Genomic DNA, 17,296 nt, shown 5'->3' with positions numbered 1-17,296 from the left:
CAGTACCGGCGCGGGCGAATCGCTGCGTCGTGCGCTGCTCGGCTGCTGACCGGACCTCGCGTCATGGCCGGCGTTTCCCGCACCGCGTGTCGCGCGTTTCATCCCGCTCGACGAATCAGTTGGTGTTTTCCTGGCTATGGCACATCGTGCGGACCGCGCGCGTACAAATTACCGGTAAGGTTTCAATGGCAGACGCTGCAAGCAACGAGCAACTGAAGTTCATCCGCAACTTCTCGATCATCGCCCATATCGATCATGGCAAGTCCACCCTGGCAGACCGAATCATCCAGTTCTGCGGTGGCCTGACGGATCGTGAACTCAAGGAGCAGGTGCTCGATTCGATGGATCTCGAGCGCGAGCGCGGTATCACCATCAAGGCGCAGTCGGTCACGCTCGACTATCAGGCGCAGGACGGTCATACCTATCAGCTCAACTTCATCGACACGCCGGGGCACGTCGATTTCTCCTACGAGGTGTCGCGCTCGCTCTACGCCTGCGAGGGGGCCTTGCTCGTGGTCGATGCCGCTCAGGGTGTCGAGGCGCAGTCGGTTGCCAACTGCTACACCGCCATCGAGCAGGATCTGGAAGTGCTTCCGGTCCTCAACAAGATGGATCTGCCGCAGGCGGATCCGGAGAAGGTGGCGCACGAGATCGAGGAGATCATCGGTCTCGATGCCCATGACGCGGTACGGGTGTCGGCCAAGAGCGGTCTCAACATCGATCTCCTGCTGGAGCGTCTGGTACGCGATATTCCGCCGCCCAAAGGCGATCGCGAGGGCAATCTTCAGGCCCTGATCATCGATTCGTGGTTCGATAACTATCAAGGCGTCGTGTCGCTGGTGCGGCTGTTCGACGGCACCTTGAAGAAGGGCGACAAGATCCAGATGAAGTCGACCGGTCGCGACTGGGAAGTGACCGACATCGGCTATTTCACGCCCAAGCAGAACTCCACCGGCATCCTCCGGGCCGGCGAAGTCGGCTTCGTCATCGCCGGCATCAAGGACATCCAGGGTGCGCCGGTCGGGGATACCATCACCCATACCAAGACCAAGGACGTACCGCGGCTGCCGGGCTTCCAGAAAGTGAAGCCGCAGGTCTACGCCGGAATGTTCCCGGTCAGCTCCGATGATTACGAAGATTTCCGCGATGCGCTCGAGAAGCTGGCGCTCAACGATGCTTCGCTAGATTACGTGCCGGAAAACTCCGATGCGCTCGGGTTCGGCTTTCGCGTCGGCTTCCTCGGCACGCTGCACATGGAGATCGTCCAGGAGCGCCTGGAGCGCGAATACGATATCGACCTGCTGACCACGGCGCCGACGGTCAACTACGAGCTGCTGATGGACAACGGCGAGTTGCTGACCATCTCCAACCCGTCGAAGCTGCCCGACATGGCCAACGTGGCCGAGATGCGCGAGCCGATCGTGCGGGCCAGCATCCTGGTGCCGCAGGAGTATGTGGGCAACGTCATCTCCGAATGCGTCAATCGTCGTGGCGTGCAGTTGAACATGCAGGTGCTGGGTAGCCAGATGCAGCTCGTCTACGAGTTGCCGATGGCCGAGGTCGTCATGGACTTCTTCGATCGGCTCAAGTCGATCTCCAAGGGCTATGCCTCCCTCGACTACAGCTTCGAGCGGTTCGAGGCGGCCAAACTGGTTCGCCTGGACATTCTCATCAATGGTGATCGCGTCGATGCACTGGCGTTGATCATTCATCGCGACCACGCCCATTCCCGGGGTCGAATCCTGGTCGACAAGATGAAAGAGCTGATCCCCCGTCAGATGTTCGACGTGGCGGTTCAGGCCGCGATCGGCGGCCATGTCGTGGCCCGTTCGACGGTCAAGGCACTGCGCAAGAACGTGACGGCCAAGTGCTACGGCGGCGACACGACGCGCAAGAAGAAACTGCTGGAGAAGCAGAAAGCCGGCAAGAAACGCATGAAGCAGGTGGGCCGTGTCGAAATCCCCCAGGATGCGTTCCTTGCCGTTCTCAAAGTGAACGAGTAGGAAAACACCTCATGGATTTTTCGTTGTTACTGGTGCTGGCTGTCGCCATCACGGGGCTCGTCTGGTTGCTCGACAGCCTGTTCTGGCGACGCTCGCGTCACCAGCGCCAGCAGGCCGCCGCAGAGACACTGGGCGGCGGAAAGTCGGTCGACTACAAGGACCCCTGGCCGGTCGACTACGCCCGCTCCTTTTTCCCTGTGTTGCTGGTCGTCCTGGTGCTGCGCAGCTTCGTGATCGAGCCGTTCCAGATCCCTTCGGGCTCGATGCGGCCGACACTCGAGGTCGGCGATTTCATCCTGGTCAACAAGTTCAGCTACGGTCTCCGTCTGCCGGTCGTCAACACCGAAATCGTGGATATCGGTGAGCCGGAGCGCGGCGATGTCATGGTCTTCCGCTTCCCGCAGGATCCGTCGGTCAATTTCATCAAGCGCGTCATTGGCCTGCCGGGGGATCACATTCGCTACGAAAACAAGCAGCTCTACGTCAATGGCAAGCCGGTGCCCAAGTCGATGACCGATCCCGACCCGGCAGAAGCACCGGGCGAAGAACTGTTCGAGGAGCACCTCGGTGACGTCGAGCACAGTATCTTCAACAACCCCCAGAGCCCCGGGCCCCAGATGCGGGAGATCGTCGTTCCCGATCACGAGTATTTCATGATGGGCGACAACCGCGACCACTCCAACGACAGCCGTTACTGGGGTTTCGTCCCGGAAAAGAACATCGTCGGCAAGGCGTTTGCGGTCTGGATGCACTGGGATGGTGGATTGCCTAGCTTCAGCACGGTACGCCAGATAAACTGATTCTTATATAGCTGGTGAATTCAAGCGTGTCGGCCGCCGGCTCTGGCTGCGGAACCATGACGGTCCCGTTCTTTAAGCAGCGGCAAGACACGCAACTCGCAAAGCGGGCGACGGGCTATCCCGCGCCCGCTTTGCTTCAAAGACAACGATTCTTTGTTTCAAAGATAACGACTCAATGGGAATGACGTGAGTGATCCTCTGCAAGGCTTCAGCCGCCGAATTGGCCACGACTTTCGTGATCCGGCGCTGCTGGAACTGGCGCTGACGCACCGCAGCGTCGGCGGCGCCAATAATGAACGGCTCGAGTTTCTGGGCGACTCGATCGTCAATTTCGTGATCGGCGAGGCGCTGTTCAAGCGCTTTCCGGCCGCGCGGGAAGGGCAGTTGTCCCGCCTGCGAGCCGGGCTGGTCAAGGGGCAGACGCTGGCCGTGGTGGCGCGGGAATTCGACCTGGGCGAGTGTCTCAGGCTGGGGTCCGGCGAGATGAAGAGCGGCGGTCATCGGCGCGATTCGATCCTGGCCGATGCGCTGGAAGGGGTGATCGGGGCGATCTATCTCGATGCCGGCATGGACGTGGCGCGCAGTCGCGTACTGGCCTGGTTCGGGACCCGTCTGGAAGCGATCGACCTGCACAATACGCAGAAGGATCCCAAGACGCGCCTGCAGGAGTTTCTGCAGTCACGTCAGCAGGCACTGCCGCGCTATGAAGTGATCTCGGTGGAAGGCGAGGCCCATGCCCAGACCTTCAGCGTCGAGTGTCACGTGGCCATGCTGGGCGAGTCACCGACGCTGGGAGAGGGGACGAGCCGACGTTTTGCCGAACAGCAGGCCGCCGAGCTTGCGTTGTCCAAACTCGAACCATCAAAGGGCAAACGCCAATGACACAGAGCTGTGGTTTCGTCGCTATCGTCGGGCGTCCCAACGTGGGTAAATCGACCCTGATGAACCGCATCCTGGGGCAGAAGATTTCCATCACCTCGCGACGTCCGCAAACGACACGCCACCAGGTTATGGGCATCAAGACAGTAGATGAAGCGCAATTCATCTACGTCGATACGCCCGGTATCCATCTGCAGACCCGCGATCGCAACAAGGCGATCAATCGCTTCATGAACCAGGCTGCGTCACAGGCGCTCCGCGATGTCGATTGCGTCGTGTTTCTGGTCGATCGCACGCGCTGGACGGAAGAGGATCAGGTCGTTCTCGACAAGCTCACCCACGTCGAGGCGCCGGTGATTCTGGCGGTCAACAAGGTCGACTGGCTCGAGGACAAGACGACGTTGCTGCCGTGGCTGGAGTCACTTTCCGCCAGGCGTGAATTTGCCGCGATCCTGCCGATCTCCGCCAAGCACGGAACCAACGTGCCGGAACTCGAAGGCGAAGTCGGCAAGCGCCTGCCCGAAGGCGTGCACTACTTCCCTGACGATCAGATCACCGACAAGAGCCAGCGCTTCCTGGCTGCCGAGCTGGTCCGCGAAAAGGTCATGCGCCAGTTGGGCGACGAGCTTCCCTACCAGATGACCGTCGAGATCGAGGAGTTTCGCGACGAAGGCAAGGTCATCCATATCAGCGCATTGATGCTGGTCGAGCGCCAGGGCCAGAAGAAGATCCTGATCGGCGACAAGGGAGAGCGGATCAAGAAGATCGGCATCGAGGCGCGCCAGGAGATGGAGCGAGCCTTCGACAGCAAGGTCATGCTCAACCTGTGGGTCAAGGTCAAACGCGGCTGGTCGGACGACGATCGAGCGCTCAAGAGCCTGGGCTACGACCTCGATTGAGCGGCATGCAACCTCAGCCGGCCTATCTGCTGCACAAGCGGGCTTATCGGGAAACCAGCGCGCTGGTCGATGTCATTACGCTGGAACATGGTCACGTGCGGGCGGTGGCACAAGGCGTGCAGCGCGCGGGGAGCAAATCCCGGGCCAAGCTGCAGCCATTCGCGCCCCTGCACCTGACCTGGGTCGGGGATGGCGATCTCAAGCGCCTGCGCATGATGGAAACCACGCAGAGCGCAGTGCTGCTGGCCGGCGAGGGGCTGCTTTGCGGGCTGTATGCCAACGAGCTGCTGACGCGAGCGCTGCCGGTGGGGCTGCCCGCGGCGGACGTGTTCGCCATCTATGCCTGGGCGATCGAGCGGCTGACGCGGCCGGCCGAGCGCGCGACCAGCCTCAGGCGTCTCGAGATCACGCTGCTGGAAACACTGGACGCCGAGCCGGTATTTCTCGACCTCGAGGATCGGCCGCTCGATCCCGCCACGCATTATACCTACCTGCCCGATAATCGCCGATTCATGCCGATCGCGGCCCAGCAGCCCGGCTGGGATGGTCGCAGCCTCAAGCTGCTGGCACGGGGTGACTGGGACGTGCCGGGGCTGGCGGGCTTGAGCAAGGCACTGACCCGTGCCGCCCTGGCGCCGCTGATCGGCAATCAGCCACTGCGTTCCCGGGAGCTGATGCAGCGCCTCAATCAGCGCCGCCGTCAGGGCAGTGATACCTGATACGGCGACGCCGAATTCGCAATCCCGCCGCGACGACGTTTTTACCACGGCTTATTACATCAAGGAGTTCGAGTCCATGATCGCCACTCGTATTCAACTGGGGGTCAATATCGACCATGTCGCGACGCTGCGTCAGGCGCGCGGCACTCGCTATCCCGACCCGGTCCAGGCCGCGCTGCTGGCCGAGGAGGCCGGTGCCGACGGCATTACCCTGCATCTGCGCGAAGATCGGCGCCATATCCAGGAGCGTGACGTCGAGCTGATCGCCGCCGTGCTCAACACGCGCATGAACCTGGAAATGGCGGTCATCGAGGAGATGGTCGCCCTGGCCGAGCGGTTGCAACCCGCCGACGTCTGCCTGGTGCCGGAAAAGCGGGAAGAGTTGACCACTGAAGGCGGGCTTGATGTCGTGGGCGGTCGCGATGCCATCGCCAGCGCCTGTCGTCGGCTCGAGGCGGCAGGGTGTCGGGTTTCGCTGTTCATCGATCCCGAGCCGGCACAGATTCAGGCGGCGTTCGAGGTCGGCGCCCCGGTCGTCGAGCTGCACACCGGTGGCTATGCGGAAGCCAGCGGCGAGGCGCAGCGCCTCGAATACGAACGACTGACCGCGGCGGCGGAATTCGCCGACGAACTGGGCCTGGTGGTGAACGCTGGGCACGGCCTGCACTATCACAACGTCGAGGCGATTGCGGCGATTCCCGGCATCCACGAGCTCAACATTGGCCATGCGATCATAGCGCGAGCGCTGTTCGTCGGGCTCAAGGAGGCCGTGGCGGAAATGAAACGGCTGATGGTGGCCGGCCAGGAGTCGGGGCTCGTCGCCCAGATCGAATCCTTCGAGCATGACCACGACCACGACCACGCATAAGCGGGTCAATGAATGTTCGTGGCCGTCTGGTCGTCGGCCCAGATGACCAGACGGTCGCAAGCGGTCATCACTTCACGAAATGCTTCGCCACACGCGTCCAGCGGATGTCGGCGAGCGCGGCCCTCCAATGTCTCGCAAGCCGCGGCCAGCTGGAGCGCGCCACAGTAGCAGCAACCGCCGCCGAGCTGGTGGGCAATTTCGGCAAGCTGCTCGGTATCGCGGTGCTGCCATGCCGCGTTCAGTTCGCGTCGATATCTGGGCAAGTCTGCCATCAGCAATGCCAGCATTTCTTCGGCGAGCACCTCGCGATCGCCATTGATCCGGCGGGCCTGGGCCTTGTCGACGACCGGCAGGTCGCCTGCGTGCAAGGGGGGCGGCGTTCGGGGGACATCTGTATCTGACGCCGAGAGCATCTGTTGCGAGGGCGAGGGCGAGGGCGAGGGCGGGCGCAGGGGCATCGTCAGGTACCGCGCCAGCACGCTTCTCAGCAGACTTTCTTCCAGCGGCTTGATCAGTATCTCGTCGATATCGTCCGTCGATCGGCCTCGTTGGTGCGCGTTCGGTTCGGCGGTCATGGCGATGACGGGTTTGCGTTTCCATTCCCGATTCAGTCGTCGCAGGCGGTCTATTGCTTCGAAGCCGCTGGCATCGGGCAGGTGCAGATCCACCAGAACCAGATCGATGGTCCGCTTCGAGGCAATGGCAACGGCTTCGGCGGCGCTGCTCGCCACCACGACTTCCGCGCCGATGATGGGAAGCACCGCGTCGAGGTAGTGCTGCGACACCTCGTCATCGTCGATGACGAGCACTCGAGGGCGCGGGGGGAAATCCCGCTGACGATGCTCGGCGAGCATCCTGGCCAGGGCTCGCCCCAGACTGTATCGGGAGATCGGCAACCGGAGGATGGTGCTTCCTTCCGGCAGACGCCAGGTTATCGGCCGCGTCGGGGCGAGGTTGGCCACCAGCAGACAAGGGCGACGCATGGCGTCGAAGCGCTGTTGCCAGAGTCGGTGGCACTCGGGATCGAGGGCCTTTTCATCGATGCCGATGATCGACAACTGACACGTGTCACCCGTCGCGCTCAAGGAATCCGCTTCGCTCAGCGATGTCGGGCGCGCACGCCATCGCTTGAGCGCATAGTCGAGCAGATACGCCAGCCGGGCGTGTGGTTGCCATATCGCGATTTCCGCGCCTTCCAGATCGAATTCCGCAGGTCGAACGTAGGGTTCGCAAGCCTCTAGCCCGATGCTGGCGATGATCGTATTGCCCTTGCCCGAACGGGCCCCCAGGGCCAGCGACCCGTTCATCTCCGCTGCCAGGCGCTGGCAGATAGCAATACCCACACCGGTTTTGGCATCGACTGCTTCGGCTCGTCCTCGTTCGAGCGCTTGCTGCAGGCGCTGACGATTTGATGGATCGCGGCTGCCGCCATCGCTGACACTCAAGCGCAAGCGGACCGCGCTACCTTCGCGGCTCTCCAGGACGACGCGAATGACGATATCGCCTTCCTCGCCGTACTTGATGGCGTTGTTGATCAGATTGGTCAGCAGCTGGCGGATGCCGATGTCGGCACCAACGAGGCGAGGGGGAACGTCATCGTAGACGATAGCCAGCAGGGTCATGCGCTTCGCTTGCGCCAACGGTGTCTGCAGACACAGGATCTCCCAGAGTACCTCGGCGATATCAAAGACGTGATCCGTCCGGCTGCGATTGTCCCCCAACACATGGTCGACGGTATCGAGCAGCCCGGTGGAAGCCAGATGAATGTGGCGGAGCCATTCCCGCTGCTGCGTATCGAGAGGGCTGTTCTCCAGCAGGCGACAGAACCCCAGCACCCCGGACAGCGGCGCGCGTAGCTCATGACTCACGTAGGTCAGATCACTGTCCGGGCTCACTTCCGGTGCGTGAGTCAATGATGACGTCGGGAAAAGCGACGCTTTGGCGCTGGGCGCTGTCCGGTCACGCGTCGTACGGTCAAGAGGTGATCGCCGCCAGACCAACGTCAACGGAATCAATAGCAGCAGTGACAGCAGCGGCAGCCAGAGGTTAAAAGGGCGGTCAGGGATGGAGTTGGCGCGTAGAGGATCGAGACTCAGATCCAGCCAGTAGCGGTGCGGCGACTGTGGGAGAACGAAGGTCTCCAGCGGTTGTATCCATCTCCGAACCCCATCGTGGTTCCAGGTGCGCAATGCCGATGAAAGCGTCTCCAGTGCCGCCGGAGGAGGGGCCGTCCCCGTGAAATCCCGGACTTTGCCGCTTTCATCTCGGAGGGTGGCGTTGACGATAGCCGGGTCGCTGGTCAGGCGGGCCAGCAGCTCATGCACCCGAGCCATGTCCTCGTTCTGCGCGGCCTCGGCCAGCGACGGCGTGAAGACACGATTGATGCTTTGCAGTCGCCGAGACAGCATCTGATCGTTGGCACGGCGCCATTCCCAGGCGTGCCACCCGGCCAAGCCGAGCAGCAGCGAAGAAAATAGTAGGAAAAAAATGACCAGCCAGCGTGAAATCATTAAACCCTGCAGCTATTGCGTTTCCATCAAGTTTATCGGCGAAGGCCCGAAAAACCATAGCCCTGCCAGTGATTCGAACCTGCCGTGCCATGAGGCGATGCCATAAAAAGGATCGCCCATCATTGAATCAGGGCGCGAGACCGGCACACGAGTCGTTGCCGTGTCCTGGATGATCGCTGTCATGTCCCCCGCTGGCTTCGATATACTATTACCATTCCATTTACCGTTCTCGGCCGGCCGTTTTCTTCGTCGGTCTGGCCTTGAACCGTACAAGCTCTGGCTCCAGGAACTTTTCTATGGCATTTCCCACGCTCGCGCAAACCGTTGGCAATACGCCATTGGTGAGACTCGCCCGCATCAATGCCGGGCGCGACAATACGATTCTGGCCAAGCTGGAAGGTAACAATCCGGCAGGCTCGGTCAAGGATCGTCCGGCGCTGTCCATGCTTCGCGAAGCGGAAGCCCGAGGCGATATTTCGCCGGGAGATACGTTGATCGAAGCGACATCCGGCAATACCGGCATTGCGCTCGCCATGGCCGCCGCGGTGATGGGATATCGCATGATCCTGATCATGCCGGACAACGCCTCCAGCGAGCGCAAGCAGGCCATGGCGGCCTACGGCGCCAAGCTGATCGGCGTCAGCAAGGAAGCCGGCATGGAAGGGGCGCGGGATCTGGCCGACGAGATGATCGCCCGGGGCGAAGGCAAACCGCTCAACCAGTTTGCCAATCCCGACAATCCGCTGGCCCACTACCGTACTACCGGCCCCGAACTGTGGGAGCAGACCGCAGGGCGCATCACCCATTTCGTCAGCGCCATGGGAACCACCGGCACCATCATGGGGACCTCGCGCTATCTCAAGGAACGCAATCCGTCGATCCAGATCGTCGGCCTGCAGCCGGCAGACGGCGCGAGCATTGCCGGCATCCGGCGCTGGCCCGAGGCGTATCTGCCCGACATCTTCGAACCGCAGCGGGTCGACAGCGTGCTGGACATCGGCCAGCAGGAAGCCGAGGAGCACATGCGCCGCCTGGCACGGGAAGAGGGGATTCTCGCTGGTGTCTCCTCCGGCGGAGCGCTGGCGGGGGCGCTGAGGGTCGCCGAGCAGGTCGACAATGCCGTGATCGTGTTCATCGTCTGCGACCGTGGCGATCGCTATCTCTCCACCGGCCTCTACGCGCCGGACGCCTGATCATGGCGATGCTGGGAAAAAGACGATCGCCGTCCGTGCGGCGTGAACGCCAGCCGTCGCGGCATGCGCCGGCAGCGAAAGCCGACGACGGCTCGCTGACCATCGAGCGACTGGCGCATGACGGGCGCGGCGTGGCGCGAAACGCCGAAGGCAAGACGGTGTTCGTCGATGCCGCGTTGCCGGGAGAGCGGGTCGATATCGCGATTCATCGTCAGCGCAAGCGCTATGACGAGGCTCATGTCCGTGAGCGCTTCAACGCGGCTGAACAGCGTGTGGAACCGCCCTGTGTCTACGCGGCGCGCTGCGGCGGCTGCGATCTTCAGCACTTGAGCGTCGCGGGCCAGCGCGAGCACAAGCGCCAGGCGCTGGTCGATCTGCTCAAGCGCCAAGCCATCGATTCGCCGGAAGCCATCGCGATGCTGGCTGGCAACGATGCCGGTTATCGTCGTCGCGCCAGGCTGGGCGTCAAGTGCGATGCGCAAGGTCAGGTGCATCTCGGGTTCCGCGCGCGAGGCAGCGAGCAACTGGTCGACATCGACAGCTGCCATGTGCTGGCGCCGCCGCTGGCGGCCCTGCTGCCGCGCCTGCGCGCACAGCTGGAGTCTCTCGAGGCGCCGCGTCATGTCGGGCACCTCGAACTGTTGCTGACCGATGCCGACGTGGTCACCGTGGTGGTGCGGCAGTTGCGCGACGTACCCGGAGACGAGCAGCGTTGGCGAGCGTTCGCCGCCCGCGACGGCTTCGCCTGCGCGCTGCGCCGAGGCCGCGAGTCGACCAGCCTGGTCTGGCTTGGCGACCGCCCGGAGCTGGTCACGACGGTCGACGGCGGTGGTTGCCGGCCGGTGTCGCTTTCGCTGGCGCCGGGGGATTTCCTGCAGGTCAACGCCGAGATCAACCAGCGCCTGGTCGACACGCTGCGAGATTGGCTTGCACCTCGTGGCGAGGAACGGCTGCTCGACCTGTTCGCCGGCATCGGCAACTTCTCGCTGGCGCTGGCCGATGACGTTGCCAGCGTCACGGCTGTCGAAGGTAGCAATGAGATGGTCGAACGGCTGCGAGACAATGCCAGCCGCAACGGCCTGAACGTCTCGGCATTGCAGGCCGATCTCAGCGCGCCGGGCGCGACGATCGATGCCCTGATTGCCGAGCACGACACGGTATTGCTGGATCCGCCGCGAGACGGCGCCGATGCCGTTTGCCGACGGCTGGCGAAAAGCGACGTGGCGCGGGTGGCGTATATCTCCTGCGATCCCGCGTCGCTGGCGCGAGACGCGGCGCATCTGCTGGCGGGCGGCTATTCGCTGTCGCGTCTGGCAATGGCCGACATGTTTCCGCATACCGCCCATCTGGAGTCGCTCGCGTTGTTCGAGCGGCCACGGCGGCGGGTTGGCGGTCTCGAAAGTCCGATTTCGGGAGGCAAGCACTAGCATGGTGAAAGTGCGAGAGAGCGAACCGCTGGTCGATGGCAGCGTCGATCTGGATTTGTGGCTGAAACGACTGCAGCAGGATGTCGAGCTGCGAGCGCCCGAGCGTATACGCCAGGCCTGCGACCTGGCTCTCCGGGCCAGCGAGCGGGATGCCCAGGGCGTGTCCGAAGCGCTCTCTGATCAGACGCTGCTCACTGGCCTGGAAATGGCCGACATTCTCAGCCAGCTCAAGCTGGACCAACCCACGCTGGAAGCCGCGATCCTGTATCGCAGTGTCCGCCGCGGCTTGTTGAGTCTCGATAGTGTCTCCAAGCAGATGGGGGGCGAAGTCGCCAAGCTTATCGAAGGTGTGCTCAGCATGGCTGCGATCAGCCAGCTGCAGGCCCCCAAGCACGGTCTGTCGCAGCACAACCAGCAGGACAACTTGCGCAAGATGCTGGTGACCATGGTCGACGACGTCCGCGTGGCGCTGATCAAGATCGCCGAACGCACCTGCATGCTGCGCCAGGTCAAGGATGCATCGCGTGAGAAGCGGCTACGCGTGGCGCGCGAAGTATTCGATATCTATGCGCCGCTGGCCCATCGGCTGGGCATCGGCCAGATCAAGTGGGAACTGGAGGATCTGGCTTTCCGCTACCTGCACGAAACCGAATACAAATCGATCGCCAAGCAGTTGGCGGAGAAACGGCTGGATCGAGACCGTTATATCCAGGAGGTCGTGCATACTCTGGAAACGCTGCTCGAACGTCAGGGAATACTGCGATATCACCTGGACGGTCGCGCCAAGCATATCTATTCGATCTGGCGCAAGATGCAGCGCAAGCGTATCGATTTCTCCCAGGTCTACGACGTACGCGCAGTCCGCATTCTGGTGCCGGAAATCGCTGACTGCTATACCACCCTCGGTATCGTGCATTCGCGCTGGCACCATGTGCCCAACGAGTTCGACGACTATATCGCCAATCCCAAGAAGAACGGCTACCAGTCGCTGCATACCGCGGTCATCGGCCCCGAGAACAAGGTGCTCGAGATCCAGGTGCGTACCTTCGCCATGCACGAGGAGGCGGAGCTCGGCGTCTGCGCGCACTGGCGCTACAAGGGGATGGACACCAACGCCAAGAGCCGGAGCTACGAAGAGAAGATCGCGTGGCTGCGCCAGGTGCTCGAGTGGCAGGAGGAGGTCGGCGACGTCGGCGATTTCCGCGAAGGGCTGGCGAGCGATGTGGCGCCGGACCGGATCTACGTGTTCACTCCGGACGGCCACGTCATCGACATGCCGCAGGTCGCCACGCCGATCGATTTCGCCTACCGCGTCCATACCGAAATCGGCCACCGCTGCCGCGGGGCCAAGGTGGATGGCCGAATCGTCCCGCTGACCTACCTGCTCAAGACCGGCCAGCAGGTCGAGATCCTGACCGCGACCAAGAGTGCGCCGAGCCGCGACTGGATCAACCCCAACCTGGGCTATGTCCGCACCTCGCGCGCGCGCTCCAAGATCCAGGCCTGGTTCAAGCTGCAGGCGCGGGAGCAGAACCTCGACGAGGGCAAGGCGATCTTCGACCGCGAGTTCCGCCGGCTCGATATCGATGGCGTCGATCTCGAACGCCTGGCAGGGGCGGTCAACTACACCTCGGTGGATGACATGTACGCCGCGATCGGCGCCGGCGATCTTCGCATCGGCCAGGTGCTGCATCAGGCACAGCAGTTGTTCGGCGAGAGCGACGACCAGGAGCAGCTCGACCGCCTGCTGACCAAGCCCAGGCGGCACCAGGGCAAGGAGCCCAGCGACGGCATCACCGTACTCGGCGTCGGCAATCTCAAGACGGCCATGGCCAATTGCTGCCACCCGGTGCCGGGGGACCAGATCATCGGCTACATCACCCAGGGTCGCGGTGTCACCGTTCACCGCCAGGACTGCGCCAACGTGCTGCAGCTGCGCAGCGAGGAGCCACGGCGGATCGTCGATGTCGAATGGGGGCAGAAAGTGCGCGCCCAGTATCCGGTGGATATCGAGATCGAGGCGTGGGATCGCTCCGGGCTGCTGCGCGATGTCACCCACGTGCTCTCCAGCGATCGCGTCAACGTGACCTCGGTCAACACGGTGACGGACAAGCTGGACAACATCGCGCGGATGCGGATCACCCTGGAAATCGAAGGGCTGGAGGCACTGGAGCGCATCTTCTCGCGCATCCAGCAGTTGCCCAACGTGATCGACGTCAAACGGCTGCGCCAAGGCCATGCTCAGGGACAGGCATCGCAATGAAGGATGAGGACACGACACTATCGCCCGAGGCTGGCCGACAGGATTCTCGGCGGCATACGCTCGATGACCTGCTGACCCTGATGGCCGTGTTGAGAGACCCCCGGCACGGCTGCCCGTGGGATATCAAGCAGGAGTGGGACACCATCGTCCCGCATACGCTCGAGGAAGCCTACGAGGTCGCCGATGCCATCGAGCGGCGGGCTTTCGACGAACTCCCCGGCGAGCTGGGCGATCTGCTGTTCCAGGTCGTCTACTACAGCCAGTTCGGTAGTGAAGAAGGGCGCTTCGACTTCGACGATGTCGTCCATACTCTGGTGGCGAAGATGCTGCGCCGCCATCCGCACGTCTTCCCCGACGGCACGCTGGAGTCCCGGCGAGGCGATGACGAGATCGCCGAGAGCCGGGTGAAGGCGCGCTGGGAAGCGCTCAAGGCCGAGGAGCGCGAAGTTCGCCATACTTCGAATCGAGGCAGAGCCTCGGCGCTGGACGACGTTCCGACCGCCTTGCCGGCTCTGAGCCGTGCCGCCAAGCTGAGCAAACGTGCGGCAGGCCAGGGCTTCGACTGGCCGGATGAGCGTGGGGTCATTGACAAGATCCGCGAGGAGCTCTCCGAGGTCGAAGCGGCGCTGGCCGAAGACGATCGAGCCCACGCCCAGGAAGAGGTCGGCGACCTGCTGTTCGCCGTGGTCAACCTGGCGCGCCGTCTGGGGTGTGACCCGGAGCAGCAGCTGCGCCGTACCAATGGCAAGTTCGAGCGCCGCTTTCGTCATGTCGAGCGGGCGCTGGCGGAAGACGGCTTGTTCATCGAGCATGCCTCGCTGGAAGAGATGGAGCGCCACTGGCAGGCGGCGAAGCAGGACGAAAACGCCTGAATCCTTCATTGATGTTGTAAATTTACGACTAATGTCGTTTTCCTGCCGGTCGACTCCGTCCCGCAGATCGTTATGCTGAACCCTAAAGGGCTTTTGACGATATCGGTCTGTCCGGGCAGGGTCGCCACGCGGTGTCCCTGCGCCACCATCTTGGGAGGGATGCCATGAACTCGGAAACGGAAACGTCGCTGCATGAGTCGTTGCGGGACAATGTCAGGCTGCTGGGCGATAGTCTCGGCCGCACTATTGCCAAGGATCTCGGCAGTGAGTTCGTGGACCGCATCGAACGTATCCGCGCCCTGGCCAAGAAAGGGCGGCAGAGCGCGGAGGAGGCGGACCGCCGCGAGCTGATCGACTACCTTCGCGCGCTCCCCGAGCAGGAACTGCTGCCGGTCACCCGCGCGTTCAACCAGTTTCTCAACTTCTCCAATATCGCCGAACAGCACTATCGGGCGCGCTTTCGGCGGGTCGAGGACTACAAGCCCGGCACCCAGCCCGATCTTGGCGAGCTGCTCCATCGGGCGGCGTCGTCGGGACATTCCCCGCGCCAGTTGGTCGATGCCATCGCCGACATGCGAATCGACCTGGTATTGACGGCGCACCCCACCGAAGTCATTCGCCGCACCCTGATCCAGAAATACGACGCCATCGATCACTGCCTGCAGATCATCGAGACCAGCGCCGACCATCCGGAAGTGCTGCAGCGCGCGCACGGCCGCCTGGAAGAACTGATCGCCCAGTCCTGGCACACCGACGAGATCCGGCATGAACGTCCCACGCCCGTCGACGAGGCGAAATGGGGATTTGCGGTGATCGAGAATTCGCTGTGGGAAGCGGTGCCGACGTTCCACCGCGACCTGGACACGCTGCTGATGGAGACCGCCGGCGAGCGCCTGCCGCTGGAAGCTTCGCCTATCCGCTTCGCCTCGTGGATGGGCGGCGACCGGGACGGCAATCCCAATGTCACGGCCAGCGTGACCGAAGAAGTCCTGCTGCTGGGCCGCTGGATGGCGGCCGATCTCTACCTGCGCGATCTCGAACAGCTCAAGGCCGAGCTGTCGATGTGGAAGGCCAGCGATGCGCTGCGGGCCGAGATCGGGGACGATCCCGAGCGCGATTCTCGACAAGCAGCAGAACCTTATCGCGCCCTGCTCAAGCGGCTATCGACCCGGCTGGAGGCAACCCGGGCCTGGTCGCGCGCGCGACTCGACGGTGAACCGCCCGGCGACGCGCCGATCATCGAAACGCGTGAACAGCTCTTCGCGCCGTTGCTGACCTGCTACCGCTCGCTGTGCGACGTGGGGCTGGAAACCATCGCCAACGGCGTGCTGCTCGACACACTGCGACGGGTGGCGGTCTTCGGCGTCAACCTGGCCAAGCTCGACGTACGCCAGGATGGCGCCCGCCACGGGCAGGTGTTCGAGGAGCTGACCCAATATCTTGGCATCGGCCACTATCAGGACTGGGACGAACCGGCTCGGCAGGCGTTTCTGCTCGAGGAACTGGCCTCGCCGCGACCGCTGATTCCCTCGCGCTGGGCGTGCTCGGCCGAGACGCGGGAAGTGCTCGCTACCTTCGGTGTCATCGGCCGCGAACATCGTCAGGCGCTGGGCACCTACGTCATTTCCATGGCGCAGCAACCTTCCGACGTGCTGGCGGTGGCGCTGCTGATGAAGGAAGCCGGCAACGGCGTGCGCCTGCCCATCGCGCCGCTGTTCGAGACGCTGGACGATCTGGATCGAGCCGGCGACGTGATCGAACGCCTGCTGGCGCTGCCGGGCTATCGCGAGGTCGCCGGCGATCACCAGGAAGTGATGATCGGCTACTCGGATTCGGCCAAGGATGCCGGCCAGCTGGCCGCTGCCTGGGCCCAGTATCGGGCCCAGGAGCGGCTGGTCGAGGTGTGTCGTGAAGGCGACGTGTCGTTGACCCTCTTCCACGGCCGTGGCGGCACCGTCGGTCGTGGCGGCGGTCCGGCCCATGCCGCGATCCTGTCGCAGCCGCCCGGCTCGGTGAACGGCAGCCTGCGGGTGACCGAGCAGGGCGAGATGATCCGCTTCAAGTTCGGCCAGCCCGATATCGCCCTGCGCTCGATGGAAATCTACGTCTGCGCGGTGCTGGAAGCGACGTTGCTGCCGCCGCCCGCGCCGCAGCCGGTCTGGCGCGAGGAGATGGACCGCCTGGCCGGCATCGCCCACCGCGCCTACGTTGGCGTCGTGCGCGAGGACCCTGATTTCGTGTCTTATTTCCGGGCGGTAACGCCGGAAGGCGCGCTGGGCCGGCTGCCGCTGGGTTCGCGTCCCGCCAAGCGGCGTCAGGAGGGCGGTATCGAAACGCTGCGTGCCATTCCCTGGATTTTCGCCTGGACGCAGACCCGCCTGATGTTGCCGGCCTGGCTGGGGAGCGGCGAAGCATTCTCGCAGCGGCTGGAAGAAGATGGCGGGCTCGACAGGCTGCGCGAGATGCGCGAGCAGTGGCCGTTCTTCGGCACTTACCTGGACATGCTCGAGATGCTGCTGGCCAAGTCGGATCCGCTCATCGCCGCCTACTACGAAAACCGCCTGGTCGACGATCCCGCCCTGACGCGCCTGGGCGAGTCGCTGCGTCAGCGCCTGGTGGATCTGGAGGCCGTGCTGCTGCGAATACTCGATCAGCGCCAGTTGCTCGAGAATACGCCGCTGATCCATCAGGCCATCGAGGTGCGCAATCCCTACATCGACCCGCTGCATGGCCTTCAGGCCGAACTGCTGCAACGCAACCGCGATGCGGACGGCGACATTACCCCGGAGCTCACGCGGGCGCTGATGGTCACGATGGCGGGCATCGCCGCTGGCCTTCGTAACACCGGCTAGCCACCGAGCTT

General features: G+C 63.4%; 12 protein-coding genes. 11 read left to right on the top strand and 1 reads right to left on the bottom strand.

Annotated features, from left to right (window positions below; translation table 11 throughout):
- Positions 1 to 185: 185 nt before the first annotated feature.
- The 6 genes from lepA to pdxJ all read left to right on the top strand — a co-directional run bounded on the left by lepA (position 186) and on the right by pdxJ (position 6,168).
- The gene (gene lepA, locus R5R73_RS10675; RefSeq protein ID WP_322527495.1) at positions 186 to 2,003 is read left to right on the top strand and encodes a translation elongation factor 4; all 1,818 of its coding nucleotides are present in this window, start codon (positions 186 to 188) and stop codon (positions 2,001 to 2,003) included.
- An 11-nt stretch (positions 2,004 to 2,014) separates the two neighbouring features.
- Positions 2,015 to 2,803 carry a signal peptidase I gene (gene lepB / locus R5R73_RS10670; RefSeq protein ID WP_071233016.1) on the top strand — a complete coding sequence of 263 codons (789 nt, stop codon included), beginning with the start codon at positions 2,015 to 2,017 and terminating at the stop codon, positions 2,801 to 2,803.
- A 198-nt stretch (positions 2,804 to 3,001) separates the two neighbouring features.
- Positions 3,002 to 3,685 carry a ribonuclease III gene (gene rnc / locus R5R73_RS10665; RefSeq protein ID WP_416221237.1) on the top strand — a complete coding sequence of 228 codons (684 nt, stop codon included), beginning with the start codon at positions 3,002 to 3,004 and terminating at the stop codon, positions 3,683 to 3,685.
- Positions 3,682 to 4,581 (top strand): GTPase Era, encoded by a 900-nt coding sequence (era, locus tag R5R73_RS10660; protein WP_071233012.1) that lies wholly within the window; start codon positions 3,682 to 3,684, stop codon positions 4,579 to 4,581. The genes rnc and era overlap by 4 nt, the downstream gene beginning before the upstream one ends.
- A gap of 5 nt (positions 4,582 to 4,586) precedes the next feature.
- Positions 4,587 to 5,300 (top strand): DNA repair protein RecO, encoded by a 714-nt coding sequence (gene recO, locus R5R73_RS10655; protein WP_071233010.1) that lies wholly within the window; start codon positions 4,587 to 4,589, stop codon positions 5,298 to 5,300.
- Positions 5,301 to 5,376: 76 nt separating this feature from the next.
- On the top strand, positions 5,377 to 6,168 hold the full coding sequence (gene pdxJ / locus R5R73_RS10650) for a pyridoxine 5'-phosphate synthase (RefSeq protein WP_322527494.1): 792 nt from the start codon (positions 5,377 to 5,379) through the stop codon (positions 6,166 to 6,168).
- 5 nt (positions 6,169 to 6,173) lie between these two features.
- On the opposite strand, the gene R5R73_RS10645 is transcribed toward pdxJ, so the two are convergent.
- Complete coding sequence (locus R5R73_RS10645; protein ID WP_322527493.1) at positions 6,174 to 8,678, bottom strand: response regulator; 2,505 nt, start codon at positions 8,676 to 8,678, stop codon at positions 6,174 to 6,176.
- Between the two features lie 296 nt (positions 8,679 to 8,974).
- Between R5R73_RS10645 and cysM the strand changes: the two genes are divergently transcribed.
- From cysM to ppc, 5 genes are all read left to right on the top strand, one after another.
- A complete protein-coding gene (gene cysM, locus R5R73_RS10640) occupies positions 8,975 to 9,871 on the top strand; it encodes a cysteine synthase CysM (RefSeq protein ID WP_110632501.1) in 897 nt (298 codons plus the stop codon).
- 2 nt (positions 9,872 to 9,873) lie between these two features.
- Complete coding sequence (rlmD, locus tag R5R73_RS10635; protein ID WP_322527492.1) at positions 9,874 to 11,298, top strand: 23S rRNA (uracil(1939)-C(5))-methyltransferase RlmD; 1,425 nt, start codon at positions 9,874 to 9,876, stop codon at positions 11,296 to 11,298.
- Position 11,299: 1 nt separating this feature from the next.
- Complete coding sequence (gene relA / locus R5R73_RS10630) at positions 11,300 to 13,561, top strand: GTP diphosphokinase (protein WP_110632507.1); 2,262 nt, start codon at positions 11,300 to 11,302, stop codon at positions 13,559 to 13,561.
- A complete protein-coding gene (gene mazG / locus R5R73_RS10625) occupies positions 13,558 to 14,433 on the top strand; it encodes a nucleoside triphosphate pyrophosphohydrolase (RefSeq protein ID WP_071233001.1) in 876 nt (291 codons plus the stop codon). Before relA ends, mazG begins: the two co-directional genes overlap by 4 nt.
- Positions 14,434 to 14,597: 164 nt before the next feature.
- Complete coding sequence (ppc, locus tag R5R73_RS10620; RefSeq protein WP_322527491.1) at positions 14,598 to 17,285, top strand: phosphoenolpyruvate carboxylase; 2,688 nt, start codon at positions 14,598 to 14,600, stop codon at positions 17,283 to 17,285.
- Positions 17,286 to 17,296 lie beyond the last annotated feature (11 nt).

Origin of the sequence: Salinicola sp. LHM (genome assembly GCF_034479735.1) — a bacterium.
GTDB lineage: Bacteria > Pseudomonadota > Gammaproteobacteria > Pseudomonadales > Halomonadaceae > Salinicola > Salinicola salarius.
This window is presented reverse-complemented; position numbering and strand designations above follow the sequence as displayed.